15 protein-coding genes are annotated in these 18,694 nt (G+C 35.0%); 1 reads left to right on the top strand and 14 read right to left on the bottom strand.

Annotated features, from left to right (window positions below; genetic code table 11):
* Positions 1-16 precede the first annotated feature (16 nt).
* Together HED61_RS05590 and HED61_RS05585 are read right to left on the bottom strand one after the other, a co-directional pair.
* The gene (locus HED61_RS05590; protein WP_219645190.1) at positions 17-1,879 is read right to left on the bottom strand and encodes a SpaA isopeptide-forming pilin-related protein; all 1,863 of its coding nucleotides are present in this window, start codon (positions 1,877-1,879) and stop codon (positions 17-19) included.
* A 129-nt stretch (positions 1,880-2,008) separates the two neighbouring features.
* Positions 2,009-5,461, bottom strand: a complete 3,453-nt coding sequence (locus HED61_RS05585) for a vWA domain-containing protein (protein ID WP_219645191.1) — start codon at positions 5,459-5,461, stop codon at positions 2,009-2,011.
* A gap of 354 nt (positions 5,462-5,815) precedes the next feature.
* Between HED61_RS05585 and HED61_RS05580 the strand changes: the two genes are divergently transcribed.
* On the top strand, positions 5,816-7,312 hold the full coding sequence (locus HED61_RS05580) for a helix-turn-helix domain-containing protein (RefSeq protein WP_135172096.1): 1,497 nt from the start codon (positions 5,816-5,818) through the stop codon (positions 7,310-7,312).
* 699 nt (positions 7,313-8,011) lie between these two features.
* On the opposite strand, the gene HED61_RS05575 is transcribed toward HED61_RS05580, so the two are convergent.
* The 12 genes from HED61_RS05575 to HED61_RS05520 form a co-directional block, all read right to left on the bottom strand.
* Positions 8,012-9,232, bottom strand: coding sequence for an Abi family protein (locus HED61_RS05575; RefSeq protein WP_002320988.1), 1,221 nt, complete (start codon positions 9,230-9,232; stop codon positions 8,012-8,014).
* Between the two features lie 215 nt (positions 9,233-9,447).
* Positions 9,448-10,947 carry an RNA-directed DNA polymerase gene (locus HED61_RS05570; RefSeq protein ID WP_002320989.1) on the bottom strand — a complete coding sequence of 500 codons (1,500 nt, stop codon included), beginning with the start codon at positions 10,945-10,947 and terminating at the stop codon, positions 9,448-9,450.
* A 263-nt stretch (positions 10,948-11,210) separates the two neighbouring features.
* On the bottom strand, positions 11,211-11,525 hold the full coding sequence (locus HED61_RS05565) for a hypothetical protein (protein WP_002340437.1): 315 nt from the start codon (positions 11,523-11,525) through the stop codon (positions 11,211-11,213).
* Between the two features lie 76 nt (positions 11,526-11,601).
* Positions 11,602-12,096 (bottom strand): hypothetical protein, encoded by a 495-nt coding sequence (locus HED61_RS05560; protein ID WP_002340436.1) that lies wholly within the window; start codon positions 12,094-12,096, stop codon positions 11,602-11,604.
* Positions 12,089-12,403, bottom strand: coding sequence for a hypothetical protein (locus HED61_RS05555; protein WP_002340435.1), 315 nt, complete (start codon positions 12,401-12,403; stop codon positions 12,089-12,091). Before HED61_RS05555 ends, HED61_RS05560 begins: the two co-directional genes overlap by 8 nt.
* A gap of 21 nt (positions 12,404-12,424) precedes the next feature.
* Positions 12,425-13,702: a relaxase/mobilization nuclease domain-containing protein gene (locus HED61_RS05550; protein WP_408626118.1), complete on the bottom strand. Its 1,278-nt coding sequence runs from the start codon at positions 13,700-13,702 to the stop codon at positions 12,425-12,427.
* A gap of 44 nt (positions 13,703-13,746) precedes the next feature.
* The gene (locus HED61_RS05545) at positions 13,747-14,244 is read right to left on the bottom strand and encodes a plasmid mobilization protein (protein ID WP_047632222.1); all 498 of its coding nucleotides are present in this window, start codon (positions 14,242-14,244) and stop codon (positions 13,747-13,749) included.
* A 148-nt stretch (positions 14,245-14,392) separates the two neighbouring features.
* Positions 14,393-14,731, bottom strand: a complete 339-nt coding sequence (locus HED61_RS05540) for a hypothetical protein (RefSeq protein WP_047632220.1) — start codon at positions 14,729-14,731, stop codon at positions 14,393-14,395.
* 3 nt (positions 14,732-14,734) lie between these two features.
* Positions 14,735-14,920: a hypothetical protein gene (locus tag HED61_RS05535; RefSeq protein ID WP_100970558.1), complete on the bottom strand. Its 186-nt coding sequence runs from the start codon at positions 14,918-14,920 to the stop codon at positions 14,735-14,737.
* 13 nt (positions 14,921-14,933) lie between these two features.
* Complete coding sequence (locus HED61_RS05530) at positions 14,934-17,405, bottom strand: pLS20_p028 family conjugation system transmembrane protein (RefSeq protein WP_100970559.1); 2,472 nt, start codon at positions 17,403-17,405, stop codon at positions 14,934-14,936.
* Complete coding sequence (locus tag HED61_RS05525) at positions 17,392-17,610, bottom strand: BRCT domain-containing protein (protein ID WP_002337871.1); 219 nt, start codon at positions 17,608-17,610, stop codon at positions 17,392-17,394. Before HED61_RS05525 ends, HED61_RS05530 begins: the two co-directional genes overlap by 14 nt.
* Positions 17,607-18,482: a hypothetical protein gene (locus HED61_RS05520; protein ID WP_025480856.1), complete on the bottom strand. Its 876-nt coding sequence runs from the start codon at positions 18,480-18,482 to the stop codon at positions 17,607-17,609. Before HED61_RS05520 ends, HED61_RS05525 begins: the two co-directional genes overlap by 4 nt.
* Positions 18,483-18,694: the final 212 nt, after the last annotated feature.

Here is an 18,694-nt window from a genome sequence, read left to right as displayed (position 1 = left end):
CGTTCTTCGTTTGACACTAAGCCTTATATCTTTTTATCCAGTAGACACCTACTATCGTCAATAAAACGACGCCTAAACCAATATACAAAGTAACTCCCTCGCCGCCAGTTGCTGGTAATGTTCCTTTCTGTTTGTTTGGTACTTTTTCTGGAGTAACCAATTCATTCGCCACCGCATAAGATTGTGAATCTACTTTGAAAGCAATTCGTTCATTTAATTTGATATAGCTATTCGGTGCTTTGGTTTCTTCCAAATAGTAGGTTCCATAAGCTAATCCTGTAATGTCTACTAATCCATCGTTCGTTGTATTGAAAGTTGTTGCTTTCTCCGGAGAATTCGTCCACGCCACTGCTTTTGTGACTGGATCAATGATCAAATAGTTCGCGGTCGCCGAATTTTCGTCGCGTACGACAAACGATGCACCTGCCAATGGCCGTAGCTCAATCACTGCCCCATCTACTTTTATGAATCTTTTTCCCCCTGTCAGAACCTCAACAGTCGGTGGTGTTTGATCTGTCGTGTGACCATTATCGACATTTGCTTCGTTTTTATAACCTTTCGTCGGATCTGCTAGTTGATTCAAATACATGTAATAAACGAATCGCAACGTTCCACCTGGAGTCAGGGAAGGGATATATGTGGGCGCAATTGCTACTGTAAAACCATTGGCATGTTCAGTGATCTGATAATTATTAGTATCAATGAGACGTTCACCATCATAGAGTGCATAGCTTGTTTCTCCCTTGGACTGATTCATAAATGTCAATGCAGGATCGTGGCTATCGATCAATTTGAATGAGGTATACTTGTTGCTCTCCTCCTCTTTATCGGCAATCCCATCAGGTATATTGACGGTGATCTCATAGTTGATTGCTTCACCGATGGCTACATCTTGTCCTTCTAATTGGGGCGTGTCTTTTTCTACTTTAGTCGTATCATTTTTTACCGTCTTTGCTACAGGCGTTTGACTTCCTGAAATGATGGTAAATAGCGTAGTTGTTTGGTCGGCAATCATCTCAGCATTTTCAGGCGCTTTGACTTCCTCCAATACATACTCTCCGACCTCTAAACCAGCGACGATCATTTGTCCTTTAGCCGCAGCACTCTCGACAAAGTCCTCTTCTCCTATTTCATAACGATTGCCGCTGACAAAGTGTTTCGCCTTTGATTTGTCTGACGTCCATGTATACATACCTTGTGCAACGCCTTGTATATATTTTGTTACCTCTGATTCTTGTTTGACAATGACGAATTCCGCACCGTTCAGTGCTTCACCCTCAGCGGAACCAATTTTCGTGACTTGCAGTGTGCCATCATTTTCAACAATGTTTTTAGGATACAAATGAATCATCGATAGTTCTTCTGCTCCATATTGATACGTACCGTCTGCTTGTTTGATCAATTCATACACAGGAAACGCCACGACCATATTTGCAGCAGCAGTCACCCCTGGTTTTGCCGCTTCTTTGATCACATAGACGGCATCTTTTCCTGCTTGTTTTTTGGGCAATGATAAAGAAAGATCCCCATGGGTATCCGTACTGCCTGAAAAAAGAGCTGTGCTAAAAGTTTGTGATTGCACCTGTGCTTTCGCTTCTTCAATCGTTGCGCCGTTTTCTCTTGCTTTAGTAAATGCTGCGGTCGCATCGTAGACATGGAAGGTGACGTCAGCTAGTCCTTGATAGTCATCAAACTCTGCCATTTCCTTCCCTGTGTTTTGGATCCCTTGACTTGGAAAATCCAACATTTTCTTCTTGTGGATCACCAGTTGCACCTCAGTTCCATCAGCATACACGTGCTGGATAGAAATCAATGCTGCCAATGTTACTAGTGAAATAAAACATAGTACCAATCGTTTGATATGCTTTCTCTTCTTCATTTTCTTTACTCCTATTCTTTTAATAAACAATGAATTTTCCTACGAACAATTTGCCATCAAGAAAACCATTTTTTCACTCCATTTCAGAACCAACAATGAACAAAAAAGGAATCCTCTAATCAATAGTGCTTACTCATTGATTTCCCTTTTTCTTCGCAAAAACGAATAGATGGCAAATGAAACAATGCCGCTGAGACTAGCAATGATGCCAAGTCCTCCCATGCCGCCGGTCTCCGGCAGAGAGAGCAACGCCTGATTGGTAACCACTAATTGCAATTGGTTGTTTTTGTTCCCACTTTGTAAGTGCACTTCTGTTGGTTCTCCAGCTATTGTCACTTCGCCATCCTCTTGGATAACAATTTGCACTGGTTCTTTTAGCCCGACATGGCCTTCTGGTGTTTTGATCTCCTCCAGCGTGTAATTCCCGGGTTTGAGATCTTCAAAAACAAAGGTGTCGATTGCTGTTTCATCACTTGGTAATTCGATTTGTTCAGCTGAACCAGATAGTCGGAATGCCGCGCCTTTTAACGATTGACCTGTGTCTGTTTGCTTTAAGACAGTTAAATCAAATGGTTTGATTTGATTGCTATGTGTCAGCGTCCAAACTGCTGCATGTTCTACATTTTTCCCGTCATATTCAATCGTTCCATAAGGATCAACTTCAAACTCATAATTTCCTGGAATCGTATCATAGCCAAGCGGTCCTGCGGTTTCCACTATTCGGTATTTGCCAGATTTTTGGATGGTAAATTGCGCCAATCCTGATGCCGCTGTGGTGGCTTCTTTCAGTGTTTGATAGCTTCCTTTATCCGCTTTTATTTGTAATGCAAAGGTCGCGTCTGCCAAATTTACTTTTTCTTTGCCTTTTTCTGTATACTTTCTTATAGCGATCGGAAGGTCTAAAAAAGTGTTCTCGATTGTCAACTGGATGACTTGGTCGTCAACTGCTGTTTTTTGACCGTCCACTGTTACTGCGCCATTATTAGAAATCGCGATATCCCACATGTGCTTTTCTGAGCGTTCGTGTCCAGTGGGTGGACTGATTTCTGTCAATGTATAGTTTTTTCCTTTTTCAAGACGTGTCCCTTCTGGCAACGAATACGTACCATCTTGATGATCGATCAGCTGAATCTCCCGCTCCTCAATCGTTAGTTGGAATACCGCGCCTTTTAGGAGATGATCATTTGCAGAAGATTTCTTGGTTACTTTTAAGTCTAAAGGGACAAATTGTTTTGTATTTTTCCAAGTCGTTGCATTGACTTTTTCTGATTGATAGCCGGGAACCGCTTCTTCATTGACCGCCTCATAGTGGAAATCTTGCCCTAGATTGTTGTATTTCGGTAGCCCAAGGGTTTCTCTGATTTCTTCACTAGATTCTGAAACTTTGGTGACTTTTGTTCGCTCCCAACGATTTGTTTCGTCCTTTGCCGGCTTATTTAATTGTATATAGCCATTTTCCCAACTTGATGATTGAGTGATCCCCCTTCGCTTGATTTCGTAGATCACTTTTTCTGGTCGCGTTGTCAGATCTTCATCAAATTCTTCCCATTCTTTGAAGAAATCAAGAGAAACACTGGGCGCTTTCGCTGATGGAATACCAAATTTAGCAACTACATCTGGGTTGGACGTTGGCTGAAAGGTGGTCGAACCATTCATCTGATACCACCTATCTGGTTCGAATGTTTTACTTTCTGTTTGGATTCTAACTTGATAATGCAGTTGGATCTCTTGGCCTTTTTCTAAATAGATTTGCTCGACTCGAATGATAGAATCCTCAATGGCTAGAATCGGTTCAACAGATAAAGGACTCGTTCCGACACTTTTAACAGAAACACTTTCTGTTTCATAAACGAATGGCTCAATGATCGGATCAGTGATTTTCCCATCAACGACGGTCCCAGACAATTGCACAGCTTTTCTGGCTAAATAATCAGCAATATCTGAGGAATCATTTGCAGACTCGTAATACAGTGTCCCATCCTCCCCATTCGAGACCATTTTCCGCATTCGACTCTCGACTTCTTCTTTCGTGAGTCCTGCGGTTTCATCCCCCTGTAGTTGGATTCCTAACCCATGGATTTCGATTCCTCGTTGCTTCAATGCCATTGCTTCACCGATCGTAGCAATAAATGTCGAATTGATCCAACGCCGTTGCGAAGATTGGTTGCTTACTGAAGCAAGATAAGGGGGGGAGATTTTCGAAGTATAGTCTGGATGATCAATACGTCCGCTAAAGGCCGTACCATAATAACTACCATCTTCATCGTCCATTACACTAGATACTTGATACGAGCAAGTCGGAACGCCATCGGTTAAGAGAACGATCACTTTTTTGTGTCCATTTTGTTCTGATAATAATTCTCCTGCCTGTCGTAACCCATTTTGAGTAAATGTTCCGCCACTTGTTGAAAGAGGGGTTGCTGCTTTGATTTCTTCTTTTACACTATCAAAGGCTTTTAGCGGAATCGTACGGTTGCTATATCCTTCACTTGAGAATCCGACATACCCTAAGTTGATTTTTTCCGTCACGCCACTATCTGATAATGTATCAATAAATCGGTCAATGCCATTTTTCACCTCAATGATCCGATTTTCTTCATTCATACTCCCAGACCAGTCTGCAACGAATACGATATCAAGTGGAAGAATGTCCTTTTGCGTGTTACCTCGGACATTTACATACAGATCAAACAAACCTGGAGTTGCTGTCTCTTTAGCAAATTTTCGGATCGCATAATCGGCTGCTTCTTTCTCCCCACCATATTCAATATAAGAATTATTTTGATTGGTTGGATCACCATCCCAATTAGTCACTCCATCCCATTGTTGTTTTCCCTGACGATTGCCTTGGTGATTTCGTACATACTGATTATTATTTGGTTGCCACATCGCTTTCGGATAAGTACCTTGCCCATCCGTTACATACTCTGGTTCGATCGTAGTTAATCCATCGGAACTCACCTGTCCGTTGAACAATTGCGGCTGATCAAACGGGTGATACTCGTCCGAGATGACCGAGGAATCCTCTGATGTATCATATACTTCAGAGGATGCTGTTGTTTCCGCTATTTCTTCACTTGTGGTTGACGGCTCTTTCTTCTCATTAGCGATAGAGAATGGATAAGAAGCGGCTTCTGATAAAAGTAACTTTCCTGCTTTTTCTTCAATCTGAATATTGAGTTGAAACTCTTTATTAGTATTTGGCAATGCGACATTCCATTCTTTTTCGACACCTCCCTGCGAAAAATCACTGCCTATCCATTTCTGTTGCTTCTCATCTGTATATTCTTGGTATTCCTGAGAAGTGTAAGAAGTAAGCAAATTGTTTTCAGCTGCATCCTTGGGATGCAGCTGAAATAAAAATCGTCTTTCTTGTGTTGACTCATTTAAGCGATAAAAGAGGATCAAATGATCATCTGTTTGCTTGATAGTCACTTCTCCATAATCATTTTTCAGCACCTCTACTACATCAACAACATCTTCATCATTTGCTACTACCTTGTTTATGTGTTGAGAATATAAGTAAGCGATGAAAAAGATGGCCAACAAACTAAGAAGGACAAGATGCTTTCCCTTTTTCATTTTTAGTGCCTCCTTCGAAATTTTTTTAAAATTCAAATAGATAATAAAAAAAAAGAAAAGATTCACTAATATTTCTAATTCTTTCCCCTTCAGCTTCTAAATATTCAATTATAGTTATTTATATCCATTCAACACACTAACAAGGAAGCAAAAACAAAAATAGATATCGTTATTTAAAATCATGGATTATTTCTTTTCTCTCAAAAAGCATACTCGCTGAACGCTATTTTTGAGACAAGTGAAATAGAAATATTTCTAAACCTTGTATAGACTTGTTAGAAATCTGAGACACGTATTTACAAGAGAAGTTAAATACGCTAATAATAATAATTACAAAAAAAGGAAGGTGATCAATTGATTGAAAAAATTTTGTTAGATGATCATGCCAGAACGAAATTGAGTGTCTACGGCAAGTTGATGACACTCTCACCCGGGGAATACAGCATAGATCAGGTGCGGGAAAACTTGGATTTTTATTACGGCCCTGCACGCTTCAAAAAAATCTTGAGTGCAATCCAAGATGATTTAGAAAAATTTACTACCATCGAGCTATTACATAGTAAAAATAAGTTAACCGTCAATGAACAACTTGTTCAATACACCCAATACCAACATTACCTTTCAACTGAAAGTGTTCCTTATAAATTGTTGCTCAGTATGCTAATAGAAGAGGACGACGATCTCGCTGCTTTTTGTAACCGGCACTATATCAGTCGCTCGACCTGTTTTCGTCAAACAAAAAAGCTGGTTGAATATTTGAAGGAATACAATATCAACTTGAATTTATCGAATCTGACCTTGTCAGGTTCCGAAATGTTGATTCGTATCCTCTTTTTTAATTTCTTTTGGTTTGTATCATTAGGTGAAAGTTTGGACATAGTTCCTTATAGCCAAGAAGTGAGAGCATTGATTTATAAACATGAAGAAGCACAGCATAAGAACAAGTTTGACTTAGGAAAAAAACAAGCCAGTCTCCATTGTCTGATTTGTTTGCTGAGGATCAAAAACAGCCACTTTACTGATATCTATCACTTATCAAGGGATTCTTTCATTCCAAGTGGTACAGACCTCAACTTCTTTTACGATTTCTTCAAGATCGCCAATCTGCGTTTAGACCTCTTGGAGGTAAACTCTTTGTTCTATTTGTTTTATTATTGGCCGTTTCTGACTTCCAACCAAGACATTCGTCTGCCGATCATCCAACATTCTTATCAGCAACCAAGTAATGACCCCAAGGAGATTTTGGACGAATTCCAAGACCATTGTCAGACGTTTATCGGTACGTTTCATTTTGAAAATGAGCCAGCTCTATATTTGAACATCTACCTATCGATTGGTAACTTTAGCTTGTTCAAACAAAAAATCCCTTTGACCACATTGTTTATTTCTTCGTATATCCAAGAAAAGTACCCACTCTTACATATCTTGACAATCAAAATCGAAGGCTTCTGGAAAAAAATTTCCCAACGGAAAAATTATACGTGGCTGAAATCTTGTGTAAGTGAATTAGCTTTCATCCAAGCTTGTTTGCTTTATCCGTATTATTCAGAAATCGACGAAAGCTATAAGTTGAAAGTTGGTTTTGTCAATGTTTCTGAGCATCTGATTTCCGCTGAGATCTTAAACCTAGGCAAAAAGATCCCATTTGTTGCTATCGAACAGCTGACACTTCCAATCACTGAAGAATATGACTTTATCATCTTAGGGTCACCTTTGCTGATTCCGAAGGGCCTAGATCCTTTTAAATATACGGTCCTTGATTATTGCCATTACAGTGATTTCGAAACTGATTTATATCAACGCCTTCTAGAAGTCCATCATCAAAAACTACAAACTTTGTTTTCTAGTTAACTGATTTATGTAAAACTGGCTGTGGTAAAATTCAAAAAAAAACCGTCAGAAATGAGCTATTTCATTTCTGACGGTTTTTTAGATAAAAAAGCTGAACCCTCATCTATCAAGGGTTCAGCCATCATTTCTTTATTCAGATTCTTCTTCAGCCATGAAGTTAAGTTCATTGACGATAATTGAAGATAGTTGATAATTAAATGATTTCTGAATAGAGCTAATCACTTTATTGATGATAATTCATCTTGACTGGTTTTCTAATCGTATTCAAAAACGTATTCAAGTTGCGTGGTGTGCTTTTGATAGAAAAGACTGAAGAATCTGTCAAAATAAAATATGTTACCAACTGATCCTTCCAATGAATCTTTTGGGAATCAAAGGAAAGAAATAGGCTTTTATATAAAGATTTCATTTAACAAATTGCCATAGACTCACAGTGTACATTATCAGATACTATCATCGAGAACGTAGCCAATATCGTAACCAAAACAGCAGGTAGAGAGGTTATTTGGAGATTCAAATTAATTCCATTGTTCTCATGAATTTAATCTCATGTCTGATTAATAAAGATAGTCAATACCTTAATGTTTTAATGTACATTCTATAATAGCTAACATGGATCATTTTTCTGATCTTATTCAAATTGCTAGCATACTTTTAATAGAATACTACAAAAATATTTTAACTTCTTTTTTCTTCAAACTATAAATTACTTTTCCAATCAAAGTTAAGTCCCATTAATATCTTAATTTCATCAATGGTAATTACAGATAGTTTAGCTTCTAAAAGAGAAAATTGAGTTTCAATCTCATTTTTAAATTTACTAATCTCACGCTTGTTTAAAAAATTAGAGATTAAAAAAAACAACACAAAAATCTTCTTTCTAGAATTTCTACGAATAACCAATTTCGATTGACTCATTTGTTGTGGCGATTTTGCTTCATAATAAAATGGAAGCTTTTCCCCAAAATCCATAAAAGAATCATCTAGAGGAATCGAAACCGAGTTATTATATACACGTTCATTATGGGCACAAATATTTCTATATATCGTCAAAATTTCTAAACTTCTAGAAAAATTTAAACTAATTATTTCAAAATCAACTTCACTAGTGGTTTCTTCAATAAATTTCAACCTTTTAAGTATATTTCTTTTTACTTCTTTTGTTTGAAATAGATAAAACTTACTGATATTTCCAAAAGTTAAAAAGTTCATTAGTATCCACATTGGAACATAGCCATGCTTACTTGAGTATCTTTCAAGAGATTCGCTTTTACTTTTTTGTTTAGCTAGCGTTGAATACACTATTGATTTAAAAGAATCGTAATATTGTTCTTTATCAACCTTACGAAATTTTGCTCCTTGTGGTGTCTTTCTGCCATTAGAATTATAAAAGAGCGGTTCTACATCTCCACCAAAGTAAAAATTTCTGGGAACAGTGTCATGTACTATAGTATTCCTTATTGCATTCCTATTTTGATAAGATTGCTCATAGTGTACATCCAAATCAAAATAACATCTTCTCAAATATTCATTATCTAAATGAAGATTTTTGCGATTAGCGTATGGAATATTCATATTTTTAGATTGAACTTCATAAAAAGCTTGAGTAAAAGCATTTTTAAGTTGTTCTTCTATTTTTAACAAGTATTCTAGTAGTTTTTTTCTGAGTGCATCATCAAACTTATATAGAGCTTCAAGTTGATTAGGTGTTGTCTTGATAGAAGTTCCATCAGGCAATTTCTTTATTTTGTACTTTTCGGGATTATTCGTAAACAAAAACGGATCTTTATAACCATTTATCAAATTATAATAATTATACTGATTTAAAACGCGCCTATGTGAACTAGTACTAATTTCCATATCTCTGTATCTCAGTGTGTTAAACCGTTGGCTTGGCGTCTTATAGATTTTTTCACTCATCTAATACATATCTCCCAAAAAAATGGGAACAACCCGCAGGTTATTCCCTCGATCATTATTTATACCTTCATTATACCGAGCTTTTCAAAAAAGTCAACTATTGCTATTTATACTAAATAAAATAGTTTCCAAACTAAGCAAATGATAAAGTAAGACAATAAAGAAGTAAATTTTTGGATACTTTTTTATTAGTTGTAGTCCGTTATTCAAAATAATCATTTTCCATATTGTGAAATAAATAACTCTAACTCTTTAGCTGGAGTAGTTAAGCTTAAATTGGAGATATAAGCTTCATCAATTATTTCACTTTCATCAAATTCATCTATTAACCAATCAGAATTCCACAATGAAAATCTTTTAGGATCAGAAATTTTTTTGCACAGTTTTGCGCTATAGAGTTTCTCTCGTGAATGAATTAAAGAAAGCCTTTGTAGCCAAATCTCAACCATATCAGTATTGGGAGTATTAACAAACTTTCTTAAGATTTTATCCAAATATAAGTTAATCTTTTCTACAGCAATAAACTCAAAAAGCTTTCCTAAAATCACAATACAGGCTTCCAATGTTCTAGGATTATTTTGCATTATATTAACTATCATACTAATTAATTGATTGATATCATCTGGTCTTTTACTTAAAGTAGAAATTCTGTGTCTATAAACCTCACTTAGCGCTTTGCTTAAACTTCCACAATTTGGGTATTTATCTCCTAAAAGTTTTATCTGCAACAAATGTTTTTGAAGACTAAGCTTAAATTCCCATGTACTATTATTTTTTTCTATAAAACTTGAGTGTGTAAGATCCCAATAAATTTTATCCGGCTTAATTGCTTCTATGATTATGTTATCTGATAAGAATGTTTTATTTGGATTTAATTTTAAGTTTAAATCTGATAATACCTCAGACAATAATCTGATAATCATTTCAGCATGATCTTTTCGAAGTGAGAAGATTCTGTAGTCATCTCTGTAGCGAAGTATTTTAAATTCTTCAATACCGCTCTCTTCTATTCTATTCAATAACAATTTATCAGCATACCCTAGTACTATTTCAGCTATAAAATCCATCAATACACTACCTTGAGGTATGCCATTTGTTTGACCATGTTGTAAATATTGTATTTTAGAATCTATTAAGTTTCCTACGCCTTGAGAAGGTTTTCTATGGGTTTTAGCCCATTCTTTTGAGTGAATTGCCCAAGGGATGGTATGAGTATATATTGAGCCATAGCAATCCGTAATATCTGTATGAATACAGTAGTCATATTCCAAAGCGTAATTGATTTGTGCTTGCTCAAGATTCTCCCACCAATTTAAAATAGTTTCCGCAGTATCACTCTTCGAAGAAATCGATTCCACTGGAAGCGATATACATTCAATTCGCTTATCAGCTTGGAATTCTTCAAACTTATTTTTGATGTGCCTCCAATTGTTTTGTTGTGTAATTACGTTTACCAAGTCTACATATACTACTGGATGTAATATTTGAAGAGGTCTCCAAGCGTAATTTCCATCTTTGTTAGCTAATATTCGATGATTAACGTCAACTGCTTCAGATAGCGATCTCTTATGTTTGACTAGTTCAGAAAATGGTTTGTCTTTTAATAAATCCACCGCTTTTCCTATACCTACTGATAAATTGATATAATTAGGCAAAGACGTATTAAAAAAGCTTGCTGGCTTTAATAAAAATTGTTTTGCTTCTTGATTATCCATTTCTAATATGCTTTTTCTAGTACTATTCAAATTCAAAATCTCCTAGATAAATAAAGTTGTAATACAAAAGTATACTCTATTGTTACATACCTTATTTCTTATTATATCAGTATTTCTCTGTGACACATAAGGGTGTAACATAATTATTTTAAACGAAATGACTACAAGTAGTCATTGAAGCAAATCTCCATAAGACATTTGTAAAATCTTTTAAAAAGAAGCGTCGAAAGAAGGAACTTTTCTTCAACGCTTCTTTTATTGACTCAATTTTCAATATTACTTGAACGAATAATCTGATTTCTAAACTCTCGAAAAACTTCTTGTGGTTGATAATAGTCTGGATCTATTTCAAATGTTTCTGAGAATAATTCATTGAATTTTTCTACTGAAATAATGATTTTACCATTCTTCTCTCGACTGTTTTCTATTATTTCTGCTTCTAATTCAAATAAATCTAGTGACGAGCTAAAATCATAAATCCTGTCATATTGAATAAAAAAATTAAGAAAAAGTTGCTCAAACTCTTCCTTATTTATCACTAATGTTTCAAACGGAACAACTTTATTCTCCTCAGCCATTCTCCCAGTTCCCCCACTTCCATTTTCAAAAATCACAAAACTGATATTACCTTAAAAGCTACTGACAAAATAAAACTTATAAAGTAAATGGCAACCCAACTAGGTAACCATTTGCTCTACGTAATACGATTTGGTAATCCTGCATTTCATTCGGTAATTCATAATAGTAATTTATTGTTTCTGCTTTGTCACTTTCAATATACTCTGGATTATCTAATATCATAGCATACTCATAAAGCTCTTCACCATCCTTATTTTCAATCGACCATTGTTGTGGACGTATTGGTTTTTCTGTATCATTTTTAAGTGTATAGGTCACTTGTAATACACGATCATGTTGTGCAAATTCATTTCTTTTTTCGGTCACTTCAATATTTTTAAATGTTAGTTCAACCCCATCTGCCTGATAAGTTTCACCTATTTTTAAATCTATTGTTACAATTTTTATTGGCTTTTCTTCTGGAAAATGTCTGGCTTTAATTGTTAGATAACTTCCAAAAAGAATCAATCCTAGTAGCACTAAAAGAATTCCTTTAACGAGCCACTGAAACGGGAAGTAAACTTTAAACATCTTTTTTCTCCTCCGTTTTGTATTTGTTTTTTAGAGAATACGATAACTTTTGATCAATGTCATCAAGCTTTTCAATTACTTCATTACTTATCATTGATTCTAGTTCTGAAATTTTTTGTTCAAATTTAATGCTTTCAGAATCATTAAATTTATTATTTGATGGACTAGCTAACACTGGTAAATTTGAAACCATAACACGAAACATATTTGCCTTGGAACCAAAAACTCCTTTGTTTTGGTTGTAAAAATTGTTGAATATTTCTTTAGTTTCTTCTGAAGCCGAGACTTTAAAATATGGATAGTTCATTTTTTCTCTCTCCCTGTTTACTCAAAAATCCATATCATATTGATTTTGTCGTTTTTGATAATCAATTTCTCTTGCTGTTTCTTCATACTCTCTCCGAGCTTTTTCAATCGTACCATCATCAATTGCACGATTAAATAAATAAAGAACACGTTTTGTTTCTTGAATATAACGCTTCTTAAAATTACGTTCTAAAGCGGGTTTAGTATCATGAACGTTAAATTGGTCATAATCAGTTGATAAACTCTCTGAGATATCATAAACAACTTTTTTATACACCAAATCTACACATTTCTTCTTATACTTTAAAGGCTCCTCTTCCACTGCAAATCCAAAGAATTGGTCTTTATTCTCACCAAAAACATCTAATACAATTTCTATTCTGTCCTCTATTTCAAATTTATATTTGTCATAAAATTCTTCATAATCTTTTGATGATCTAAGAAATGGTATATTCTCATTATCTAATTCAAAGCGTTGCGCTCGTTCTTGCCAATTAATTCTACTATCCGCTCTACCATTTAACGATTTACCAAGATGTCGAATAGCAATTTCAGTGAGTACCTCTTCAGATTGATTTTGCTCCGCTTTTTTATTTTCTGTGAACAAATCATCAAGATGATTCATATCATAGTTTTGCCCTAAACGCTTTCCGCCAATCTTTAAGATTAACTCACCTTCAGAATCTAAGAGTTTGTACCCAATACGCTGGTTTTTGGCAAACCGATAGGTCTCAATAGAATGATTTTTCTTCAATTCCGCATGAAAGTCATCATAATTTTTCGCATATTGAGCAACTTTAGAAACAGCTAGTTTTATTTTTTCTCGATTTGAAATCTTATTTTCAGTTCTAAATTCACGTTCTTTCCAATTTTCACGATCTGCAACTAAATGATTATACTTATACATATCAAGTGGGCTAATTCCATTATCAATAAGTATATTATCATTCCAAGCCTGCAAAACTCGAATATCATTCTTTCGAATATCCATTTTCTTTCCTGTTCGCTGATCGTTTGGCGAAATACCAAAGTGATTGTGAACATGCCCCTTGTCTGTGTGTGTGACGACCAAAATTGACTGGTTAGGAAACATTTTTTCTGCCCACTTAACACCCAACTCATGTGCTTTTTCAGCGGAAATATCTTCTAGTGGATCAAAGCTTTGTGTAAAATGCCAAAGCTTTATTTTCCCTTTATCACCAAAAATTTCATTGGTTCGTTTAAAATCCTCAATAGCATTTAAATCATTCGATACGCCAATTCCTGTCACGAGTCCAGAATCTTCTTGTTTATTTAACATATATGAAATTGTATTATGAATACTCCTACTTTTTGAAGCAATTTTTATAATCGAGCCCATAACTTATTCAACTCTTTTTCCAAGCGATTCAATGGATCACTTATTGATTTTATTTGTATCATTAAGTCATTTTTTTCAGCATATAGCCGCTTTAATCGCTCTTGCTTAGTTGTAAAAGATAAGTAAACACTCTGATGTTCTTCTTTTTGTATCTCGGTATCTTTTTTATTTAACTGAACACGCAAATAATTTGCTGTTTTCACTAATTGATTCAAATTTCTGCCTATTGCTAGTAAATGAAAATTAATTTCTTTATATTGTCGATCGGTATATTTTAGACTTTTCCCTGCGTTGTCTACTGCGATTTTCTTCACGTACATTGGAACAGATAAACCAAAAATGTCTGCTGTTTTTTCTAGCTCTTGGTACTGATAATCGTCTACTCGAAACTTTATCGGCCTATTTTGTCGTCGACTATCTTCATTACGTTTATATCGCTTTCGCCTTTCTTCTAATGGTAGTTTACTGACATCAATTGCCATGCGCACTTCTCCTTTCCAATATTATTTTTAAGTTCAAAAGAAGCAAGCGAGGGGAAAGGGAACCCTTCCCCGCTTGTCGAGGGAGTAAACTCCCTACGAGCACCCTCATGCTCCGCATTTTATCGTGACTAGATAGCCGATAAATCAGCTACCTAACACTTTCTTCTTGCGCCTCTTCTCGATAGAAAATTCGATACGCTGTCTCTCCTTTTCTTCTCAAAAATTGTTGGAACTTCGTTTCCATCAATTGATCGCTTGCAAGAAATTCATGCACTAGGGTAAATTCGCTATTCGCGAAATTTACCGCCTTCTGCCATTTTTCTCGAGTACCTTTTTGATTAATTTCAAAAGTTTCTTCAAACTCTTTTACTGATGAAATTCCTGTTTTTTCATAGACAAACTTTCCCAATTCAGGATAAAGCTTTCTCTCCAACTCGGCGAGTTCTTTTTTCAAATCTGCAATTGATTTTTGTTTTTTCCTTGCCATTTTTTATGCTCCTTTTTGTATGTGTCTAAGTTCATTCATAAGCTCATTTTTCATCTTTAATTCTTCTTGAATCATCAGTTCAATATAATTTGTGACCGTGATTTTTTCATTTGTTGCTTTCTTTACTGATTCACATAATTCGTCAAGTTCTAAGAAATCATGTGTACTAATCTGTAGAATTAATTGCAAGAAAATCACCTCTTTATTTTTTAAATAGATTATCGAAAAGTGGATTCGGTTTATCAGAAATATCCTGAAACAGTGGATTATTTTCATAAGTAAATCGTTGACGTTTCTTCTCCTTCACTTCTTGTTCTACAATCACTTTTTCGTTAGGTCTTTCTTTTCGTTCCTCGACAATATTTATTTTTTGCGTCTTATCTCCCTGACTTGCTTCAGCTCTTGTTTCACGTACTTCTACCGTTTTTGGTTGATTTGGCGCACTACTTTGTACATTTTCTCGTACGTCTACTGTTCGATTTCCACTTTGACTACTTGTAGTATTTTGCAAGTTTTCTCGAACATCTACTGTTCGATTTCCACTTTGACTACTTGTAGTATTCTGTAAGTTTTCTCGAACATCTACTGAGCGCCTAGCTTGACTATTTGTAGAATTTTGTAGATTTTCTTTGACCGATTTTTCTAATCCGGTATTTGAATTTTTAGCTTCTTGGATTCTTTCTTTGGTTAACGCTTCTTTTTCGTCCATATTAGCGCCTGTACGCCCTTCTACACGTTTCCTTAACATTTCCTCACGATTCATTGCTTCAGGCGTGTATTTTGCTTCCTGTCGCTTCTGATTAATTAATTCTTCAGCAGACTTAGCTTGACCGTGCATAGCATTTTTACGTTCTTCAATATCTTGTTGAACTTTTTGCTGAATTGCACTTGCATGATTATTATTTGATTCAGCGTTATTTTTCATTGCTTCACGCATACGTTCAGAACTAGACATAATTCTATCGACATTCTCAATCTTAGCCCCATCTTTTCTATCCGAAAGACGTGTTGGCATGCTATCAGCATATTTTCCAGTTTCATCTTCTTTGTTTTTAGCTACTATAGGTTTGCTATTTTTATTAATAGCGGACATGGTACCATCATCTAAACCTTCTTTAAATTTATTCTTGGTATCATTAGCCATATCACGCATACTCTTAAATGGTTTTGTTGCTCTTTCACTAGCCATTGTAGCTCCATCCGAAGCTAAGCCTGATAATCCACGTTCACGAGCATACCCAAGCGTTTTCCCCGTTTTATTAGCTTTTTGAGAAAGTGATTGACCAAAGTTGCGTTCAGGTTTTCGTTCTTCTCCTTCCGCTTGATCGTTTCCACCACTATTTTTCCCACCTTTAGATCGGTTCATACCACCTGTTCCTTTACGAAACAGCATTGCACCCATGCCAAAAGCAGAAGCAAGTTGCCCATAGCCTTCTTTGAGTCCAATATCCACACCAAAGTAACGCATGACTGTTCCACTGCCTTTGATTAAAACAAACACAGCACAGATATAAGCAATTGTTTTTATAAAGATATTTGTTGAGATACCTTCACCAGCATTTAGATAATTGACAAACATTGCAAACATAGACAATCCGAACCCTTGAAATCCGACTGTCAAATAACACTGTAAAATATCTGACAAAACTTGTTTTGATCGTTGACCTGTCTCTAAGTCAGTAGCAAATACCAAAACTCCAAGTACACGTTTAAATGCTAACTCGAGTATTGCTGTAATTATAATGAAAGCACTAAAAACATACGCTACTGCTAAAGCAATCAATCCAAATGAAATTCCCCACAAATTCGCTTGATAGCGATAATATCCTGATTTGATACCATCAACAAAGGTTGACAAAAAATTATCTGAAAATTTAGTAGCAACAAATTCATTATCAGAATTTTCAACTAATTCATAACGCAGGTTATCAGCTGTTGGGTTCTCTTTTTCCATTTTATCAATTACATTATCTGTCAATACTTGCGTAAGATCCGTTTTCCAAAAATTTTCTTTTGTTAGATTATTCCGGTCATTCGTTTTGTTAATCATTGAATACTGATCTGTTTTATTGATATAAGCTAAATCAGTGACCCCTTGTTCAATCAGCGACCACGCCACGCCTTCGTCCGAATTTGTAATCGTAGTCGTATCATTATAAAATGTTTTAGAAAACTCTATTCCACTGTGAATCAAAGTCGGCATTAAAAGAATCAATGCTACTGACATTACAACATTCATTCCAACTGATTTTAGATCAACCGTTCCTTTACCTGTAATCATTTTATAACCAATAATCATTAGTGAGAGTACCATCAATCCAATAACAATTGTATTTAAAACTGACTGATAGACTTTGTTCAATCCGGTACTTTCTACAAAGCTAAACAAATCTAAAACCTCGGGAATCATATTTTGAATGCCATCGACAACAGCGAACATTGATTTTATAACAGACCAGCCTATCCACATACCGAACTGGCTGTAAAAATTTCCGTTATATTTTTTCAAATAATTCTGATAAAGTGGATTAGTTAAAAACTCAGTTTGACTCTCAGTATCATCAAACCAGTTGAAAATACTGCCTTCTGCAACGTTACTCGTAAAAATAATCATAGCTGTTAGAATAAGAAAACTAATCGACAACCAATTAATTTTACTCTTAATTACCTTCATTGTTACCTCCCTCAGCCCATTTTTTTAGGCTCTCAGAAAGCTTCTGAGCTGTTTTTCTGTCAATTATGATGTGAGTTACACATTTGTCATTTTCAGATCTTAAATCGAGAACTACAGTATTGAAGCAGATACTCTCGATTAGTTCGAGAGTATCTGTGTTTTGATCAAGACACCATATTTGATCTATTAGACGATTTTTAATCATGTTTTTTCTCCTTCTAACCAATTATGCATAGGGATTTTAGGTAACTCTTTAATTCCGAAGGCTTTATTGAATTGATCTGTAGTTTCTATATTTTCTAGAAGCTGATTTTTATATCTAATTTGAAGTCCCTTTAGAAAAAACTTTGTGTAATCGAATAGTCCTTGATCTGTTTTTGCTTGAAAAACGCATGCTTTATGTTGTGTTATAATGCATTGAGCGTTAAGATACTGAGTATTTTCATATAAAAATTCAATGATTTTTCTGATATCTTTTATGTCTACATTAGCGTTTTTCAAATAGTGATACACTTGAAATAATTTTCGACCATCTTCGTTATTTGCTTCATAAAGAACACTAATCTTACTGTAAATCCTCTTTATATTAATATCCTCTTCTTCCATAACGGGAGTAGTCTTTGATGTGTTCTGTGAAGTAGTCTTTGTATACGTATATACGAATTTGTACATACCTCTACCTTTTTTTAAAGAGACATATCTCTTTTTTTCGATAACCCTCTGACGGATTTTCGACACATACTCCTTTTTTTCACGATCTAAAGCAGGAAAAGTAATTTCTATCAATTTATGTACATTTAAAACAATGTACATAACATTTGATAATGTAACTGCTCTTTGCTCATAATAAATATTTCTAAAAACTCTTTTGATAATTCCCTTTTTCTCTAAGTACACAATTGCATCTTTTATAGCTCTTTCTGATAGTCCTGTTTTTTTGCTTAATTGCTTATATGATTTTTGCAAAATATCTTCAATAAATTTCTTTTTATATCCAATTAACTGGCCCTCATCGTTAAAAATTTTTTGGGGTCTGTACCAGTAAGTAATTTCTGCTAAGATAACTATTGCATTCAAATAGGGCTTCTCAACGCCTTTTTTCGTTTTTTTTCTTAATTGACCGTACCACGAATGTGGAATTACATTTCCGTCAAAATTTATTTCTCTAAGTTTGTCAACTACAACATTTCCAGAAGAAAACACCTTTTCACCTTCTTTTTGATATAATAGCTATAAATAAAGTTTTCTCAGAACTTTATTGTCGAGTGCTTCCTGTGGTCGCCAAACTA

The organism is Enterococcus gallinarum, from assembly GCF_021496385.1.
GTDB lineage: Bacteria > Bacillota > Bacilli > Lactobacillales > Enterococcaceae > Enterococcus_D > Enterococcus_D gallinarum.
This window is presented reverse-complemented; position numbering and strand designations above follow the sequence as displayed.

Bases quoted from the DNA above. Each gene is read 5' to 3' on its own strand.
- HED61_RS05590 (WP_219645190.1), bottom strand. From the start codon at position 1,879: ATGAAGAAGAGAAAGCATATCAAACGATTGGTACTATGTTTTATTTCA.
- HED61_RS05585 (WP_219645191.1), bottom strand. From the start codon at position 5,461: ATGAAAAAGGGAAAGCATCTTGTCCTTCTTAGTTTGTTGGCCATCTTT.
- HED61_RS05575 (WP_002320988.1), bottom strand. From the start codon at position 9,232: ATGAGTGAAAAAATCTATAAGACGCCAAGCCAACGGTTTAACACACTG.
- HED61_RS05570 (WP_002320989.1), bottom strand. From the start codon at position 10,947: ATGGATAATCAAGAAGCAAAACAATTTTTATTAAAGCCAGCAAGCTTT.
- HED61_RS05565 (WP_002340437.1), bottom strand. From the start codon at position 11,525: ATGGCTGAGGAGAATAAAGTTGTTCCGTTTGAAACATTAGTGATAAAT.
- HED61_RS05560 (WP_002340436.1), bottom strand. From the start codon at position 12,096: ATGTTTAAAGTTTACTTCCCGTTTCAGTGGCTCGTTAAAGGAATTCTT.
- HED61_RS05555 (WP_002340435.1), bottom strand. From the start codon at position 12,403: ATGAACTATCCATATTTTAAAGTCTCGGCTTCAGAAGAAACTAAAGAA.
- HED61_RS05550 (WP_408626118.1), bottom strand. From the start codon at position 13,702: ATGTTAAATAAACAAGAAGATTCTGGACTCGTGACAGGAATTGGCGTA.
- HED61_RS05545 (WP_047632222.1), bottom strand. From the start codon at position 14,244: ATGGCAATTGATGTCAGTAAACTACCATTAGAAGAAAGGCGAAAGCGA.
- HED61_RS05540 (WP_047632220.1), bottom strand. From the start codon at position 14,731: ATGGCAAGGAAAAAACAAAAATCAATTGCAGATTTGAAAAAAGAACTC.
- HED61_RS05530 (WP_100970559.1), bottom strand. From the start codon at position 17,405: ATGAAGGTAATTAAGAGTAAAATTAATTGGTTGTCGATTAGTTTTCTT.
- HED61_RS05525 (WP_002337871.1), bottom strand. From the start codon at position 17,610: ATGATTAAAAATCGTCTAATAGATCAAATATGGTGTCTTGATCAAAAC.